This window comes from Hydrogenophaga sp. L310 (assembly GCF_055703065.1).
In genome coordinates this window covers 416,712-432,995 of sequence record NZ_JBVPZA010000001.1, presented here as the reverse complement: position 1 = coordinate 432,995, position 16,284 = coordinate 416,712, and the positions used below count along the sequence as shown (strand labels likewise).

The following is a 16,284-nucleotide window of genomic DNA, read 5'->3' as shown; positions in this document are numbered from 1 at the left end:
GGCGCGGAGGGTCAATACCTCAATCTGGCGTAGTACGTCTTCTGCGCCGCCTCGCGCGCCTGGCCCAGGGTGTGGATGCCCTTTTCGGCCAGCATCGGGATCAGCTTCACGAACACCTCGGCGGTGACCATGGCATCGCCCAGGGCGGTGTGGCGCCCGATGACGGTGACGTTGAAGCGCTCGGCCAGGGCCTCCAGCCGGTGCGAATCCTGGTTGGGATGGATCAGCGCGGAGAGCAGCAGCGTGTCGAGCACCGGGTGGTCAAAGACCACGCCCGCCTGTTCCTCCTTGAGCTGCAGGAAGCGCATGTCGAACGCGGCGTTGTGCGCCACCAGCACGGTGTCTTGCGCAAACGCATGAAACGCCGGCAGCACCTGGTCGATGGTGGGCTGACCCAGCACCATCTCGGGCTGGATGCCGTGGATCGGAATCGATGCCGCCGGGATCGGGCGCTTCGGATCCACCAGCTGTTCAAAACACTCCTGGCGCAGCAGCTTGCTGTTGACGATGCGCGCCGCACCGATCTGGATGATCTCGTCGCCCTGTGACGGGTTGAGCCCGGTGGTCTCGGTGTCGAACACGGTGTAGACCAGATCGACGAGCTTGCGGTCGTCCAGCGTGCGCGTCTGCTCGGTGGTCTTGAACAGGTCGAAGTCGTAATACTCCGGGCGGCTTTCGCTCTTCAGGAAGGTGGCGGCATCCACCTGCTCCTGGGGGTTTGCCAGCGGCAGCAGGAAACGGAAGAAGGCCTGGTGGCGCACGCGTTCGCGCTCGAACCAGAAAGCGCCTCCGTGGCGCTCGACCACGTCGCGAACAGTCAGGCGCGTGGTGTCAGCGCCCACCTTCATCGGGTCCATTTCCCAGCTCATCACCGTCTCGGTGCTCACCGCCGGGCCCGACCAGATCAGGTCCAGCTGGGCTTTGCCCGGGCTGCCCGCCGCGGGCGCCAGACGCAGTTGCACGAAACGCACCTGGAACTCGTCGGCCAGGCGGCCGGTCAGGTACACCAGCGCCTGCAGCATCGAAAAACTCTCCACCTTGAGCCACAGGGCGCTGTCCACGTCCAGCGCAGAAGCCGGCAGGCCGGTCACGACCTCAATGCGGCGCAGCGCCGCATTCACCAGGTCGGCACCCAGCATGTCTTCCAGCGGCCAGCGGGTCTTGAGGCTGTCGGCCGAACCCGCTTCCAGCGCCCCGATGCGCTGGCTGAGCGCGCGCGTCTCTTCGCGGATGACGCCCAGGAAGCGCTCGCGCATGGCGGCTTCCAGGTCCGGGTAATCGAGCATGTCGATCGCGGCCTGCATGTTGGCCAGCGCCGAGCGGCTGCCTTCGGTGAGCGAGTGAAGGACCTGGTCCTTGGCCGACTCGGCCTCGTAGTCGCGCGTGATGTTGTCCAGCATCAGCACGAAGCCGGTGAGTTCGATGCGGTCGGCCGCCGCCTCGGCGGCCTGCGCCTGGGGCGAGCGCACCGGCGCCATCTGCACCCGCAGCAGTTGTCCGGCCGCCGTGGTGGTGACGAACTGTGCCGAGGGCTGGCCGGCACCGCGCAGCATGCGCTGCTGGATGTTCTCCAGCGCGTGGGCCACCAGCTTGCGGTCGAACACGCTGTAGACCGAACGCCCCAGGCCGATCAACTCGGCGCCGCCGGCCACGCCGGGCGCCTGCGACAGCGCCCGGAACTGCATGCGCGCGCGGTTGTTGTAGAGGATGATGCGGCCGTCGAGGTTGCAGACCACGACGCTTTGCGTGAGCTCGGACATCAACGCAGCCAGGCGCGACTTTTCCTGCTCGATGCCTTGCGCCGCTTCATGCACCTTGGCGTCCATCTCTCGCCGCAGCTCTTCGCGCTGCCCCACCAGCTGATTGAACAGCCCCACCAGCACCTTGGTCTCGACGTTGCCCTTGGGCGTGAGTTCACGCACGACGTCGGTGCGCAGCAGCACCTGTGCCTCTTCGGCCAGTTGCACCGAGGGCGTGACCCAGTGGTCGAACCAGCGCTTCAGACCCCAGGCGATGGCCGCCATGCCAGCGCCCCAGGTCAGGCTGACCAGCATGAGTCGATCCCCCAGCAGGCCCCAGACGACCGCGCGGTCGTCCGGCTCCAGGGTCGAACCCAACAGACCCAAAGTCGCCAGCAACCACGCCACCGACACCAGGCCCGCCACACCCAGCAGCCACCACAGACGGCGGTCGGTTTTCTTCTGCCCGCTCATGGCGTCGCGCCCAGCAGCTCACGCACTTTCTGCACCAGCTCTTTGGTCGAGAACGGCTTGGTCATGTAGGCGTTGGCGCCCAAGGCAAGGCCTTTGGCCACGTCGGTGTCGCGGCCTTTGGCGGTGAGCAGCAGGATGCGGGTGTCGTGCAGGTCTTCGTTGGCACGCACTTCGCAGCAGACATCAAAACCGGTCTTGATCGGCATCATCACGTCGAGCAACACCAGCGCCGGGCGCTCGCGCGCAATCGCATCCATCGCTTCCTGGCCATCGCGCGCCAGCACCACCTCGAAGCCCTCGCGCTTCATGAGGAACTCCAGCGAAATGAGGATGTTGGGTTCGTCGTCGGCGATCAGTATTTTCTGGCTCATGTTTCTGTGCTCCTCTGGTGTTTGTCGTTGTGTGTGCCATCGACAGCGGTCTGTGCGTGGCGAGGCAGCGAGAAACCGAAGCAGGCGCCCTGCCCCGGCGTCGAGCGCAGCCACATGCTGCCGCCAAAATGCTCCACGATCTGGCGGCTGATGGGCAGGCCCAGCCCCGTGCCGCCGGCCCGGTAGTGATCGTCGCCGGTCACCTGCCGGAACTTCTCGAACGCCACGGCCTGCTGTTCCAGCGGGATGCCCGGGCCGTTGTCTTCGACCTCCACAGTCAGGCGGTCCGGATCCTCATGCAGGCGCAGCACCACGCGCCCCCCTTCTCGAGGGGCGTACTTCAGGGCATTCGACAGCAGGTTCAGCACCACCTGTGTGAGACGATCGGCGTCCGCCCGCACGGCATTCACCTGCCCTGGCAAGGTCAGCACCAGCGCCACCCCGCGCTCGCGGTAGCTCTCCATCATGGTGCTGGCAGCCTGTTCAGCCAGCTCGCGCAGGTTCACATCGGTTTCATGCCATTCGGCGTGCCCGGCCTCGATCTTGGCCATGTCCAGAACCTGGTTCACCAGCCGGCTCAGCCGCTCGGCCTCGGTGACGATGATGCCCAGGAACTGCTGTCGTTGCGCCGTGTCCATGTGGTCATCGTCCCGCATCAGCTCCGACAAGGCCCTGATGGAGGTCAAGGGCGTGCGCAGCTCGTGCGTCACCGAGGACATGAAGTCGTCCTTCATGCGGTCCAGGCTCTGAAGCTTCTCGTTCGCCTCGCGCAGCTCGGCCGTGGCCCGCTCCAGCGAATGCGACTTGTCCTCCAGCGCATGCGAATAGGCACGCAGCTGCGAGGCCTCGTCGAGGATGCGCATCACATCGCCCAGGTCCAGTTTTTCCTCTTCCACCACCGCCGCCACCATGATCCGCGCCGAAGCGCTGCCGATCGCCCCCGCGAGCTGGGTTTCGACGAACTGCACCAGACGCGCATCGCCCGGAATCTGGTCGATGCCGGCCACACCGAGGCGCCTCGCATACCCTTCGAAAAGTCGCTGTGCCACGTCCACACCGAGAAAGCGCCCGGTCAGCGGCAGCAGCGCCGACACCTGTGCCTTGCCCTGCCAGAACACCGGCCGCGCATGCGCCGTGCGGTTGAACACGTCGACGAACAGCAGCGCCTGGCTGGTTTCAGCCGCCGACGGCGCCCGCCACAGCGACACACCCACGTAGGCGCCAATGTTCGCCAGCAGGCTCCAGAAGAGCGAATGCGTCAGGTTGTCGAGTCCCGAAAGGCCAAGAAATGCCTCGGGTTTGAACCAGTGCCAGCCAAAGGGGCCGAACTGCAGAAAGTCCGAATCCAGCCAGCCCGACTTGGCCAGCGAAGGCAGCATCAGGGTGTAGACCCAGAAGCCGAAACCCAGCAGGAGACCGGCCAGGGCGCCACGGCGTGTGCCGCCTTTCCAGTACAGGCCGCCCAGCATGGCGGGGGCGAACTGCGCCACCGCGGCGAAACTGATGAGGCCGATGCTGACCAGCGCGTAGGCCTCGCCCGCCAGGTGGAAATACAGGTAGCCCAGCAGCAGGATGCCCAGGATGGCCAGGCGCCGGATGCCCAGCAGCAGGCCGGTGAGGTCTCCGCTGGCGCGCGCACCGAAACGCTTCATGCGCAGCAGGATGGGCATGACCAGGTCGTTGCAGACCATGGTGGAGACCGCGATCGCTTCGACGATCACCATGCCCGTGGCGGCGGAGAGACCGCCGACGAAGGCCGCCAGCGCCAACCCCCCATGGCCCTGCGACAGGGGCAGCGAGAGGATGAAGGTTTCCGGGTCCATGCGCCCCGGGCCAAAGTGCAGCAAGCCACCGATGGCAATGGGCAGCACGAACAGGTTGATCAGCAGCAGGTAGAGCGGAAACACCCAGACCGCGCGGCGCAGGTGCTGCTCGTCGACGTTTTCCACCACCATCACCTGGAACTGCCGCGGCAGAAAAATCACCGACAGCATGGCCAGCAGGGTGAGGCCGAACCACTGCGGATACGCAAAAGGCTGGTCCTGGCCGAACTGCAACAAGCGGCGCAGTTCGGCCACCGCGTAGGCCTGGTCAAACAGCGCGGCCGGGCTGGCGAACAAGCCGAACGAGACGAAGAGGCCCACAGCCAGAAAGGCCACCAGCTTGACCACCGACTCGAAAGCGATCGCCGCCACCATGCCTTCATGCCGCTCGGTGCTGTCGAGGTGGCGCGCGCCGAACACCATGGTGAAACCGGCCAGCATCAGCGCCACATAAAGCGTGCTGTCGGTCCACCACTGCGCACTTTGCACCGCGGGTGAGCCCAGCGGCGAGGTCAGCACAGCGTAACCGCTGGCGATCGCCTTGAGCTGCAGGGCGATGTAGGGCACGATGCCGACCACCGTGATCAGCGTCACCAGGCCGGCCAGCAAAGGGCTCTTGCCATAGCGGCTGGCGATGAAGTCGGCGATGGAGGTGATGCGGTAGGTCTTGGCCACGCGAATCATCTTGCGCACCACCATCCAGGCCAGGATCATGGCCAGCATCGGACCCAGGTAGATCGGCAGGAACCACACGCCCGAGTTGGCCGCGCGGCCCACACTGCCAAAGTAGGTCCAGGCGGTGCAGTACACCGCCATCGACAGGGCGTACACCCAGGGGCTGGAAATCACCGAGCGGCCTTGCGCCGCGCGCCAGTCGGCCCAGTAGGCCACGGCGAACAGCAGCAGCAGGTAGGCAAACGAAACGGCGATGACCAGCGGGGCGGACAGCATGGGCGGGTCGTGTTGCGTCAGTGGGGCCGGGCGGTGTCGCTGGCGGCGGGATCGCGTTCACGTCCGCGCTCGACGATCCAGGCCAGCGCCGCGATCAGCAGCGCCCAGATGCCGAACAAGGCCAGGGGAAACAGTGGCAACCCGAAGACCCGCGCCTCGTGGTCCCAGAGCGCCAGCAACGGAAAACTCAACAAGGCCCAGCCGGCCACGAACAGGGCCACCAGGCGTTGGGCATCCAGGCCTTGAAACATGTGTGTCTCCTCAAGCGGCGGGCGCGATGCATCGCCGCGCCAGTCTCAAAGGATTGTGCCCCAAGCACTGACCACGGGCTTACGTTGCAACGCAACAAAAAAGGCGGCAAGGGTTGCCCCCTGCCGCCGTGCGCCGTGGCTTGCCCGCGCTTTACTTCTGGGACGCTGCCAGCAGCTGCCAGGTGTCCACCACCGAGTCCGGGTTCAGCGAGATCGAGCTGATGCCTTCGGCCTGCAGCCACTGGGCGAAATCCGGGTGATCGCTGGGGCCCTGGCCGCAGATGCCCACGTACTTGCCCTCGGCCTTGCAGGCACTGATGGCCATCTTGAGCAGGGCCTTGACGGCCGGGTCGCGCTCGTCGAAATCCTTGGCCAGCAGCTCCAGGCCCGAGTCGCGGTCCAGGCCCAGGGTGAGCTGGGTGAGGTCGTTCGAGCCGATCGAGAAGCCGTCGAAGAACTGCAGGAACTCGTGGGCCAGCACGGCGTTGCTCGGGATCTCGCACATCATGATGACCTTGAGCCCGTTCTCGCCGCGCTTGAGGCCCTTCTCGGCCAGCAACTCGGTCACCCGCTGGGCCTGGCCCAGGGTGCGCACGAACGGCACCATGACCTGGACGTTGTCCAGTCCCATGTCTTCGCGCACACGCTTCAGGGCTTCGCATTCCATGGCGAAGGCTTCGCGGAAGTCTTCGCTGATGTAGCGTGCCGCGCCGCGGAAGCCCAGCATGGGGTTCTCTTCATCGGGCTCGTAGCGGCTGCCGCCCACCAGCTTGCGGTACTCGTTGGACTTGAAGTCCGAGAGGCGCACGATGACCGGCCTGGGCCAGAAAGCTGCGGCAATGGTCGCCACACCTTCGGCCACCTTGTCCACATAGAAGGCGCGCGGCGAAGCGTGGCCACGCGCCACCGATTCAACCGCCTTCTTCAGGTCGGCATCAATCTGCGGGTAGTCCAGGATCGCCTTGGGGTGCACGCCGATGTTGTTGTTGATGATGAATTCCAGACGGGCCAGACCCACACCACCGTTGGGAATCTGCGCGAAATCAAACGCCAGCTGGGGGTTGCCCACGTTCATCATGATCTTCACGTCCAGCGGAGGCATCTCGCCGCGCTGCACTTCGGTGATCTCGGTCTCCAGCAGGCCGTCATAGATGTGGCCGGTATCGCCCTCGGCGCAGCTCACCGTCACCAGGGTGCCGTCCTTGAGGGTTTCGGTGGCGTCGCCGCAGCCCACCACGGCCGGGATGCCGAGCTCGCGCGCGATGATGGCGGCGTGGCAGGTGCGGCCACCGCGGTTGGTCACGATGGCGCTGGCACGCTTCATCACCGGCTCCCAGTTCGGGTCGGTCATGTCGGTCACCAGCACGTCGCCGGGCTGCACCTTGTCCATCTCGCTGATGTTGTGCACCAGACGCACCGGGCCGGTTCCGACCTTCTGGCCGATGGCGCGACCGGAGGCCAGCACGGCGCCCTTGCCCTTGAGCTTGTAACGCACCTCAGTCTTGCCGGCCGTCTGGCTCTTCACCGTCTCGGGACGGGCCTGCAGGATGTACAGCTGCCCGTCGATGCCGTCCTTGCCCCACTCGATGTCCATCGGGCGGCCGTAGTGCTGCTCGATCACCATGGCGTAGTGCGCCAGCTGCTCGACGTCGGCATCACTCAGGCTGTAGCGGTTGCGCTGTTCGACCGGCACGTCCACCGTCTTCACCAGCTTGCCCTTGAGCGCGCCGGCGGCGGCTTTTTCTTCGGCGGTGGTGAACGTCATCTGGATCAGCTTGCTGCCCAGGTTGCGGCGGATCAGCGCGCGCTTGCCGGCCTTGAGCATGGGCTTGTGCACATAGAACTCATCGGGGTTCACGGCGCCCTGCACCACCGTCTCGCCCAGGCCGTAGCTGGAGGTGATGAAGACCACGTCTTCAAAACCGGATTCGGTGTCGATGGTGAACATCACACCGGCCGCGCCGGTGTCGGAGCGCACCATGCGCTGCACGCCGGCCGACAGGGCCACGTCGGCGTGGGCAAAGCCCTTGTGCACGCGGTAGCTGATGGCGCGGTCGTTGTACAGCGAGGCAAACACCTCCTTCATCTTGTGCAGCACCTCGTCGATGCCGTGCACGTTGAGGAAGGTTTCCTGCTGGCCGGCGAACGAAGCGTCGGGCAGGTCTTCGGCCGTGGCGGAGGACCGCACGGCGAAGGTGGCTTTGTCGTTGTCACCCACCAGCGTGGTGAACGCGTCGCGGATGGCCTTTTCCAGGTCGGCCGGAAAAGGCTGGTTTTCGACCATGGCGCGGATCTCGGCGCCAGCGGCGGCCAGGGCGCGCACGTCTTCGGTGTCGAGCGCGTCGAGGCGGGCGTTGATGCGCTCGGTCAGGCCGTCGTATTTCAGGAATTCACGGAAGGCGTGCGCCGTGGTGGCAAAGCCGGTCGGCACCTTCACGCCGCTGGGCAACTGCGAAATCATTTCGCCGAGGCTGGCGTTCTTGCCGCCGACGGATTCGACGTCGGACATTCGCAAATGTTCGAAGGGCACGACCAGATCGGTCGGGGAAAACAGGTTGGACATGGAAAGACTCCTCAAGGTTAAAAAACCGGGGGCTCCATGCACCGTGCTATCGACCTGTGGTTCTGTTGTGGGTCTTGCACCGGGCAACGGGGCTGAAATCTGGCGGGCCGGAACCGGGATAATGACCGGGGCCCGAACCCGCGATTGTAGGGCGCCAGCCCGTTTCAGACGGCACACCGCCGCCCTGCGGCGTGAAAACCGCGGGGGCACCGCCTGAATATTTTTGCAACCACCCAGCCCGGGACCGCTTCATGCCCAACAGAACCGTCTTTTTCGTTTCCGATGGCACCGGCATCACCGCCGAAACCTTCGGCAACGCCATCCTGGCCCAGTTCGAAGCCCAGGTGCGGCGGGTGCGCTTGCCTTTTCTTGACAGTGTGGACAAGGCCCACCAGGCGGTGCGCCAGATCAACCACACCGCCGTGGTCGAAGGCCGGCGCCCCCTGGTCTTCACCACGGTGGTCAACATGGAAGTCCTGCAGGTGTTCAAGGAACACTGCACCGGCATGATGCTCGACATGTTCGGCACCTTTGTGGAGCCGCTGGAGGCCGAGCTGGGCATCAAGTCCAACCACCGCGTGGGGCGCTTTTCGGACGTGTCCAAGAGCAAGGAATACCACGATCGCATCGAAGCGATCAACTTCTCGCTCATGCACGACGACGGCCAGAGCCACCGCGACCTGGCCGGTTCGGACGTGATCCTGGTCGGCGTGAGCCGCAGCGGCAAGACACCGACCTCGCTCTACCTGGCCATGCAGCACGGCCTGAAGGCATCCAACTACCCGCTGATCCCGGAAGACTTCGAGCGCCGCAAATTGCCGCCCGCATTGGTGCCGCACCGCAAGAAGATCTTCGGCCTGACGATCGCCCCGGAACGCCTGTCCGAGATCCGCAACGAGCGGCGGCCGAACTCGCGTTATGCCAGCCTGGAAAACTGCCGCATGGAGGTGGGTGAGGCCGAAGGCATGATGCGCCGCGAGGGCATCCGATGGCTCTCGACAACGACGAAGTCGATCGAAGAAATCGCCACCACCATCCTGCAGGAAATCCGGCCCGAACAGCTCAGCTATTGAGCCCCCGCCACGCACGCGGGTGCGTGGCGGGGACACCGCCCCTATTTGCCAGCGGCGGGCTTCTTCTTGGCCGGGCCGAGGCCGTGGGCCTGGCGACCCAGGGCAAACGAGGCGAACAGTTTCACCCACAGCGTGACGCCCGCAATGGCCACCCAGTCTTCCGATGCCAGCGCCTGAAAACCCAGCACGGCCACGAGCAGGACCACGATCACCACGCCGCCAATCATGTTGATCGCCATTTCATAGGGCGCGTACTTCTCGGCGTTGGGCGGCGGCAGGCCTTTTTTCAGTGCCACCTCGGAGAAGTCGTTCTTCACCAGGATGCGCCAGGCGCGGCGCAGCCAGAAAAAGGCCACGGGAAACAGGGCCAGCAGAAATATCCAGTTGAATATGAAAACACTCGGCAGATTCATCCGGGAAGTCCTTGTTGATACGGGGAGCGGGTGTGCTCTGCGCAAAGCGCCGGGAAGACGGTCTGTGCACAACAAACCTGGTGACAAAACAGCGACAGGCCGGATTGTCCTCCAAGAAAAAGACCCCGTCGGCAAGCCCACGGGGTCTTGATTCACACACCCGCCAGACCGAGGCCAGGCGGGTGGTTTTCAGTCGATCTCAGTGACCGGTGGCAACGCCCGCGCCTTTGGGCACGCGCACCGACTCCACCAGCTCCTGGATGTGCCTGGGCACCGGAGCACCCATCTTGCTCACCAGGTAGGCCACAGCGAAGTTCACGATCGCACCCACGGTACCGAAGGCTTCGGGGGAGATGGTGAAGAAGCCGTTGACGCCGCCGACCATGTCAACGTAGTCCGTGCCCTTGATGAAGAACAGGCCCTTGTGAGCGAACACATAGAACAGGGTCACGAACAGGCCCGCCAGCATGCCGGCGATGGCGCCCTTGTCGGTCACGGTGCGGCTAAAAATACCCATCATCAGAGCCGGGAAGATCGTGGAAGCCGCGATACCGAAGGCCAGGGCCACGGTACCGGCCGCGAAGCCCGGAGGGTTCAGACCCAGCCAGCCGGCCACGAAAATGGCCACGGCCATGGCGATCTTGCCAGCCATGAGTTCACCCTTTTCGCTGATATCGGGCTTGATGGCGCCCTTGATCAGGTCGTGGGAGATGGCCGAGGAGATGGCCAGCAGCAGACCGGCAGCGGTCGACAGCGCAGCAGCCAGACCACCGGCAGCCACCAGAGCGATCACCCAGTTGGGCAACAGCGCGATTTCCGGGTTGGCCAGCACGATGATGTCGGCGTTCACGGTCAGCTCGTTGCCCTTCCAGCCAGCGGCTTCGGCCTTGCCCTTGGCGACTTCGTTCTTGGTCGCGTCGTTGTAGTACTGGATACGGCCGTCGGCGTTCTTGTCTTCCCACTTCAGCAGGCCGGTCTTTTCCCAGCGCTTCATCCAGTCAGGACGCTGCTCGTAAACCAGGCTGGCTTCGGTGGCGTACAGGTCGCCGTTGGCTTTCACCACGTCGGCGTTCACCTGGATGCCTTCAGCCGTCTGGGTCAGACCCACAGCGGTGTTCACGGTGCCATGCAGGTTCAGCTTGGCCATGGCGCCCACAGCCGGAGCGGTGGTGTACAGCAGGGCGATGAAAACCAGCGCCCAGCCAGCCGAAGAACGGGCGTCAGCCACCTTCGGCACGGTGAAGAAGCGAACGATCACGTGGGGCAGGCCCGCGGTACCGATCATCAGCGACACGGTGTAGAAGAACATGTTCAGCATCGAACCGGCGCTGGACGTGGTGTACTGGCCAAAGCCCAGATCGGTCACCACCTGGTCGAGCTTGGACAGCAGCGACACGTCGGTACCGGCCATGGAAGAGCCCAGGCCCAGCTGCGGCAGGATGTTGCCGGTCAGGTTCAGGGAGATGAAGAACGCCGGCACCAGGTAGGCGCAGATCAGCACGATGTACTGGGCCACCTGGGTGTAGGTGATGCCCTTCATGCCACCGAACACGGCGTAGGCGAACACGATCGCCATACCGATGTAGATGCCCTGCTCGCTGGACACGCCCAGGAAGCGCGCGAAGGTCACGCCCACGCCGGTCATCTGGCCAATGATGTAGGTCAGCGATGCGATCAGCAGACACAGCACGGCGACGTTGCGGGCGGCCTTCGAGTAGAAGCGGTCGCCGATGAACTCGGGCACGGTGAACTTGCCGAACTTGCGCAGGTACGGCGCCAGCAACATGGCCAGCAGCACGTAGCCGCCGGTCCAGCCCATCAGGAACACGGCGCCGCCGTAGCCCATGTTGGAGATCAGGCCGGCCATGGAGATGAAGGACGCGGCCGACATCCAGTCAGCGGCCGTGGCCATGCCGTTGGTCACGGGGTGGACCCCGCCGCCGGCAACGTAAAACTCGGACGTGCTGCCCGCGCGTGCCCAGAAGGCGATGCCGAGGTAGAGCGCGAAGCTCAGCCCGACGAAAATGTAGATGGTGGTTTGGAGTTCCATGGTGGTCTTCCTTGATCAGTCTTCTTGCATGCCGAACTTGCGGTCAATCTGGCCCATCTTGTGCGCGTACCAGAAGATCAGCGCGATGAACACGTAAATGGACCCCTGCTGGGCGAACCAGAAACCGACGGGGTAGCCGCCGAGGTGGATGCCGTTGAGGGCATCGGCGAACAGGATGCCGGCACCGTAAGACACCAGGAACCAGATGATCAGCACCTTGGTCAGCAGACCCAGGGTGGCCGACCAGTAGGCCTTTGCGTTGTTGTCACTTGTCATGAAAGTCATCTCCTCGTAGTGATGCTTTTGCGATTTCAGCGGTGTGACCCGCCACGTTTTGCATGCCGCTTGCCTTGCGGTTTCCGGCATTACGGGGCGGACTGTGGAAGCACTTCCTTACAGATAAATTGCAAGTTCACGCTCATGTCCAGAAGCCAAGGGTAAGTCCCTAGAAGTCTTCGACGGCGGGATTGAAGGAGAGCAGAACGTGCACCTTGAGACCCTTGAAACATCAGACATTCAAAGGGGATAAACAAACCGACATCCCCCTGGGTCGACACAACATGTCGTGAAACCTGTCAGCGCTCGTTCAGCTAGCGGTCAGTGGGTGGTAAGAACCCGGCCATACGCTGCAACCTGCTTTATTCACCACCACAGGAGACGTCATCATGCAAGATGATCTGGTCCAGCGGATTGCCAGCAATCCCCAATATCAAGAACTCAAGGCCAAACGATCCCGTTTTGGCTGGTGGCTCACATTGGCCATGATGGTCGTGTATTACGGCTTCATCCTGCTGGTCGCCTTCAACAAGGAATTCCTCTCGCAGAAGCTGGGTGACGGCGTCATGACGATGGGCATCCCCGTCGGCTTCGGCGTGATCCTCTTCACCATCGTCATCACCGCCATCTACGTCAAACGCGCCAACACCGAGTTCGATGACCTCTCCAACGAAGTGATCAAGGCTGCGTACAAATGATGCCCGCTCAAAATTCCCTGCGTCGCGTGCTGACGCTGCTGGCGCTCTTCGGTGTGTCGTTTGCCGCCTGGGCAGCGGGCGCCGACCTCGGTCAGGCCGAGAAACAGCCCACCAACTGGACGGCGATCACCATGTTCGCGATGTTCGTGGTGTTCACGCTGTTCATCACCAAATGGGCCGCTGCCAAGACCAAGTCGGCCTCGGACTTCTACACCGCTGGCGGTGGCATCACCGGCTTCCAGAACGGCCTGGCGATTGCCGGCGACTACATGTCGGCCGCCTCGTTCCTCGGCATTTCCGCGGCCGTGATGGCCAGTGGTTTTGACGGCCTGATCTATTCCATCGGCTTCCTGGTCGGCTGGCCCGTGATCACCTTCCTGATGGCCGAGCGCCTGCGCAACCTGGGCAAGTTCACCTTCGCCGACGTGGCCGCGTTCCGCTTCAACCAGACCCCGGTCCGCGTCTTTGCGGCCTCGGGCACGCTGGTCGTGGTGGCGTTCTACCTGATCGCGCAGATGGTCGGTGCCGGCCAGCTCATCAAGCTGCTGTTTGGCCTGGAGTACTACATCGCCGTGATCATCGTCGGCGCACTGATGATGGTCTACGTGCTGTTCGGCGGCATGACGGCCACCACCTGGGTGCAGATCATCAAGGCCTGCCTGCTGCTGGGTGGCGCATCGTTCATGGCCTTCATGGTGCTGCTGCACTTTGGCTTCAGCCCCGAAGCCATGTTCGCCGGCGCGGTGCAGATCAAGACCGATCTGGCGCTGAAGGACGGCAAGATCGCCGAGGCCGCCACGGCCGCCGGTCAGTCGATCATGGGCCCGGGCAACTTCGTGAAGGACCCGATCTCGGCCATCAGCTTCGGCATGGCTCTGATGTTCGGTACCGCCGGCCTGCCGCACATCCTGATGCGCTTCTTCACCGTGCCTTCGGCCAAGGAAGCCCGCAAGTCGGTGATGTGGGCCACCGGCTGGATCGGCTACTTCTACCTGCTGACCTTCATCATCGGTTTCGGTGCCATCACCTTCGTGCTGATCAACCCCGACTTCCTTGATGCCAAAGGCGCCTTGCTGGGCGGCAACAACATGGCAGCCATCCACCTGGCCAATGCGGTGGGTGGCAACGTGTTCCTGGGCTTCATCTCGGCCGTGGCCTTCGCCACCATCCTCGCGGTGGTGGCGGGCCTGACGCTGTCGGGTGCTTCGGCCGTGTCGCACGACATCTACGCCACCGTGGTCAAGAAGGGCAAGGCCGATTCGGCATCCGAACTGCGCGTGTCGAAGATCACCACGATCTGCCTCGGCATCGTGGCGGTGGTGCTCGGCATCGCCTTCGAGAAGCAGAACATCGCCTTCATGGTGTCGCTGGCTTTCGCGATCGCGGCCTCGGCCAACTTCCCGGTGCTGTTCATGAGCGTGTTGTGGAAAGACTGCACCACCAAGGGTGCCGTGATCGGTGGCTTCCTGGGGCTGATCTCCTCCGTGGGCTTGACCATCGTGTCGCCCTCGGTCTGGGAAGCCACGCTGGGCAACCCCAAAGGTTCGGCCCTGTTCCCCTACACCTCGCCGGCCCTGTTCTCGATGACGATCGGCTTCGTGGGCATCTGGCTGTTCTCCATCCTGGACAACAGCGCGCGTGCAAAGGTGGACCGCGCGGGCTTCCTGGCCCAGCAGGTTCGCTCGGAAACAGGCATCGGCGCTTCCGGCGCTTCGGGTCACTGAACCACGAAAAATGCGGACCTCGGTCCGCACCCAGCAAAAAAGCCACCGGGATGCCCCGGTGGCTTTTTTTCGTCAGAAGCCTGAGGTTCGTTCAGGCTGCCACGGCCTCGGAGGCAGCGGCCACCACCGGCTGGCGGATCAGGTGATCAAACGCGCTGAGCGCGGCCTTGGCGCCCTCGCCCGCGGCGATCACGATCTGCTTGTAGGGCACGGTGGTGCAGTCACCCGCAGCGAACACGCCCGGCACGTTGGTGTGGCCCTTGGCGTCGACCACGATCTCGCCGAAGCGGCTCAGTTCAATCGTGCCCTTGAGAAACTCTGTGTTGGGCACCAGGCCGATCTGCACGAACACACCCTCCAGCGGCACCAGGTGTTCCTCGTTGGTCGCGCGGTCCTTGTATTTCAGGCCATTGACCTTGCCATCGGCACCCGTGATCTCGGTGGTCTGCGCGTTCACGTGGATCGTCACGTTGGGCAGGCTTTTCAGCTTGCTCACCAGCACGGCGTCGGCCTTGAGCTGGTCGGCGAACTCGACCAGGGTCACGTGCGCCACGATGCCGGCGAGGTCGATGGCGGCTTCCACGCCGGAGTTGCCACCACCAATGACCGCCGTGCGCTTGCCCTTGAACAGCGGGCCGTCGCAATGCGGGCAGTAGGCCACGCCCTTGTTCTTGTACTCCTGCTCGCCGGGCACGTTGACATTGCGCCAGCGAGCGCCGGTGGAGACGATCACGCTGCGCGCCTGGAGCACGCCGCCGTTGGCCATCTGCACCCGCACCAAACCGCCCGGCTCTTCAGCGGGGATGATCTTGTCGGCGCGCTGCAGGTTCATGATGTCCACCTCGTAGTGGCGCACCTGGGCTTCCAGCGCCGCAGCAAACTTGGGGCCGTCGGTCTCCAGCACGGAGATGTAGTTTTCGATCGCCATGGTGTCGTTGACCTGGCCACCGAAACGCTCGGCCGCCACCCCCACGCGGATGCCCTTGCGGGCGGCGTACACGGCCGCTGCTGCACCGGCCGGGCCGCCGCCGACGATCAGCACGTCGAACGGGTCCTTGGCGTTGAGCTTGGCGGCTTCGCGGTCACCCGAGTTGGTGTCGAGCTTGGCCACGATTTCTTCCACCGTCATGCGACCGGAGCCGAACACCTGGCCGTTCAGGAACACCATGGGCACGGCCATGATTTCGCGCTCGGTCACTTCCTGCTGGAAAGCGCCGCCTTCGATCACCACGGTCTTGACCTTGGGGTTGAAGATCGCCATCAGCGACAGCGCCTGCACCACGTCCGGGCAGTTGTGGCAGGTCAGGGACATGTAGACCTCGAAGCTGAAGTCGCCATCCAATGCTTTGATCGACTCGATCACATCGGCCTCCACCTTGGGCGGATGACCGCCGGTCCACAGCAGCGCCAGCACCAGAGAAGTGAATTCGTGGCCGAGCGGCAAGCCAGCGAAGCGTACGCCCTGGGTTTCGCCGTCACGCGCCACCACAAAAGACGGCTTGCGGGCATCGTTTCCCGACGTGTCCAGCGTGACCTTGTCGGACAGCGACACGATGTCATCCAGCAGGCTGCGCATCTCCACACCGGTGTCGCTGTCGTACAGCGAAGCGATCAGCCGGATCGGCTGGCGCAGCATGCCCAAATACTGTTGGAGCTGGGATTTCAAAGTGGCGTCAAGCATGGCGGACTCCTGAAAAAAGGAAAAGATGGATGTGCGGAACCAATGCCGCTGGTGCATGGGCCAACCGCTTGTGACGGAAGCCCATGAGGCAGCGGTACTGCCAGAAGAGAAAGGGAGACAACTGCAAGCTTGGAGGATCGCAAGGCAGTTCACCCAGAACGCCGCGGAACCGGCTTTGCCGGGCCGCCAGCGTTGTC

At 64.0% G+C, this 16,284-nt stretch carries 12 protein-coding genes; 3 read left to right on the top strand and 9 right to left on the bottom strand.

What is annotated here, in order from left to right; translation table 11 throughout:
• Positions 1-11 precede the first annotated feature (11 nt).
• From AC0GNO_RS02080 to ppsA, 5 genes are all read right to left on the bottom strand, one after another.
• Positions 12-2,213, bottom strand: coding sequence for a 3'-5' exonuclease (locus AC0GNO_RS02080; protein WP_472902763.1), 2,202 nt, complete (start codon positions 2,211-2,213; stop codon positions 12-14).
• Positions 2,210-2,584 carry a response regulator transcription factor gene (locus AC0GNO_RS02075; RefSeq protein ID WP_472902762.1) on the bottom strand — a complete coding sequence of 125 codons (375 nt, stop codon included), beginning with the start codon at positions 2,582-2,584 and terminating at the stop codon, positions 2,210-2,212. Before AC0GNO_RS02075 ends, AC0GNO_RS02080 begins: the two co-directional genes overlap by 4 nt.
• Positions 2,581-5,358, bottom strand: a complete 2,778-nt coding sequence (locus AC0GNO_RS02070) for an ATP-binding protein (RefSeq protein ID WP_472902761.1) — start codon at positions 5,356-5,358, stop codon at positions 2,581-2,583. The genes AC0GNO_RS02075 and AC0GNO_RS02070 overlap by 4 nt, the downstream gene beginning before the upstream one ends.
• A gap of 17 nt (positions 5,359-5,375) precedes the next feature.
• Positions 5,376-5,609 carry a hypothetical protein gene (locus AC0GNO_RS02065; RefSeq protein WP_472887238.1) on the bottom strand — a complete coding sequence of 78 codons (234 nt, stop codon included), beginning with the start codon at positions 5,607-5,609 and terminating at the stop codon, positions 5,376-5,378.
• A gap of 151 nt (positions 5,610-5,760) precedes the next feature.
• A complete protein-coding gene (gene ppsA / locus AC0GNO_RS02060) occupies positions 5,761-8,172 on the bottom strand; it encodes a phosphoenolpyruvate synthase (protein WP_472887239.1) in 2,412 nt (803 codons plus the stop codon).
• Between the two features lie 251 nt (positions 8,173-8,423).
• On the opposite strand from ppsA, the gene ppsR reads away from it, so the two are divergent.
• The gene (ppsR, locus tag AC0GNO_RS02055; RefSeq protein WP_472887240.1) at positions 8,424-9,245 is read left to right on the top strand and encodes a posphoenolpyruvate synthetase regulatory kinase/phosphorylase PpsR; all 822 of its coding nucleotides are present in this window, start codon (positions 8,424-8,426) and stop codon (positions 9,243-9,245) included.
• 41 nt (positions 9,246-9,286) lie between these two features.
• Here the strand turns inward: ppsR and AC0GNO_RS02050 are convergent, their stop codons facing one another.
• The 3 genes from AC0GNO_RS02050 to AC0GNO_RS02040 all read right to left on the bottom strand — a co-directional run bounded on the left by AC0GNO_RS02050 (position 9,287) and on the right by AC0GNO_RS02040 (position 11,984).
• Positions 9,287-9,658, bottom strand: a complete 372-nt coding sequence (locus AC0GNO_RS02050; RefSeq protein ID WP_305339249.1) for a hypothetical protein — start codon at positions 9,656-9,658, stop codon at positions 9,287-9,289.
• A 199-nt stretch (positions 9,659-9,857) separates the two neighbouring features.
• Positions 9,858-11,708 carry a sodium:solute symporter family protein gene (locus tag AC0GNO_RS02045; protein WP_472902760.1) on the bottom strand — a complete coding sequence of 617 codons (1,851 nt, stop codon included), beginning with the start codon at positions 11,706-11,708 and terminating at the stop codon, positions 9,858-9,860.
• 15 nt (positions 11,709-11,723) lie between these two features.
• Positions 11,724-11,984 (bottom strand): DUF4212 domain-containing protein, encoded by a 261-nt coding sequence (locus tag AC0GNO_RS02040; RefSeq protein WP_472902759.1) that lies wholly within the window; start codon positions 11,982-11,984, stop codon positions 11,724-11,726.
• Positions 11,985-12,373: 389 nt separating this feature from the next.
• On the opposite strand from AC0GNO_RS02040, the gene AC0GNO_RS02035 reads away from it, so the two are divergent.
• Positions 12,374-12,682: a DUF485 domain-containing protein gene (locus AC0GNO_RS02035; RefSeq protein ID WP_472902758.1), complete on the top strand. Its 309-nt coding sequence runs from the start codon at positions 12,374-12,376 to the stop codon at positions 12,680-12,682.
• Positions 12,682-14,406 (top strand): cation acetate symporter, encoded by a 1,725-nt coding sequence (locus AC0GNO_RS02030; protein ID WP_472887374.1) that lies wholly within the window; start codon positions 12,682-12,684, stop codon positions 14,404-14,406. The genes AC0GNO_RS02035 and AC0GNO_RS02030 overlap by 1 nt, the downstream gene beginning before the upstream one ends.
• 91 nt (positions 14,407-14,497) lie before the next feature.
• On the opposite strand, the gene ahpF is transcribed toward AC0GNO_RS02030, so the two are convergent.
• The gene (gene ahpF, locus AC0GNO_RS02025; protein WP_472902757.1) at positions 14,498-16,087 is read right to left on the bottom strand and encodes an alkyl hydroperoxide reductase subunit F; all 1,590 of its coding nucleotides are present in this window, start codon (positions 16,085-16,087) and stop codon (positions 14,498-14,500) included.
• Between the last annotated feature and the right edge of the window lie 197 nt (positions 16,088-16,284).

Coding starts and splice junctions, on each gene's coding strand:
- ahpF (WP_472902757.1), bottom strand. CDS start 16,087: ATGCTTGACGCCACTTTGAAATCCCAGCTCCAACAGTATTTGGGCATG.
- AC0GNO_RS02065 (WP_472887238.1), bottom strand. CDS start 5,609: ATGTTTCAAGGCCTGGATGCCCAACGCCTGGTGGCCCTGTTCGTGGCC.
- AC0GNO_RS02075 (WP_472902762.1), bottom strand. CDS start 2,584: ATGAGCCAGAAAATACTGATCGCCGACGACGAACCCAACATCCTCATT.
- AC0GNO_RS02040 (WP_472902759.1), bottom strand. CDS start 11,984: ATGACAAGTGACAACAACGCAAAGGCCTACTGGTCGGCCACCCTGGGT.
- ppsR (WP_472887240.1), top strand. CDS start 8,424: ATGCCCAACAGAACCGTCTTTTTCGTTTCCGATGGCACCGGCATCACC.
- AC0GNO_RS02045 (WP_472902760.1), bottom strand. CDS start 11,708: ATGGAACTCCAAACCACCATCTACATTTTCGTCGGGCTGAGCTTCGCG.
- AC0GNO_RS02035 (WP_472902758.1), top strand. CDS start 12,374: ATGCAAGATGATCTGGTCCAGCGGATTGCCAGCAATCCCCAATATCAA.
- AC0GNO_RS02050 (WP_305339249.1), bottom strand. CDS start 9,658: ATGAATCTGCCGAGTGTTTTCATATTCAACTGGATATTTCTGCTGGCC.
- ppsA (WP_472887239.1), bottom strand. CDS start 8,172: ATGTCCAACCTGTTTTCCCCGACCGATCTGGTCGTGCCCTTCGAACAT.
- AC0GNO_RS02070 (WP_472902761.1), bottom strand. CDS start 5,358: ATGCTGTCCGCCCCGCTGGTCATCGCCGTTTCGTTTGCCTACCTGCTG.
- AC0GNO_RS02030 (WP_472887374.1), top strand. CDS start 12,682: ATGCCCGCTCAAAATTCCCTGCGTCGCGTGCTGACGCTGCTGGCGCTC.
- AC0GNO_RS02080 (WP_472902763.1), bottom strand. CDS start 2,213: ATGAGCGGGCAGAAGAAAACCGACCGCCGTCTGTGGTGGCTGCTGGGT.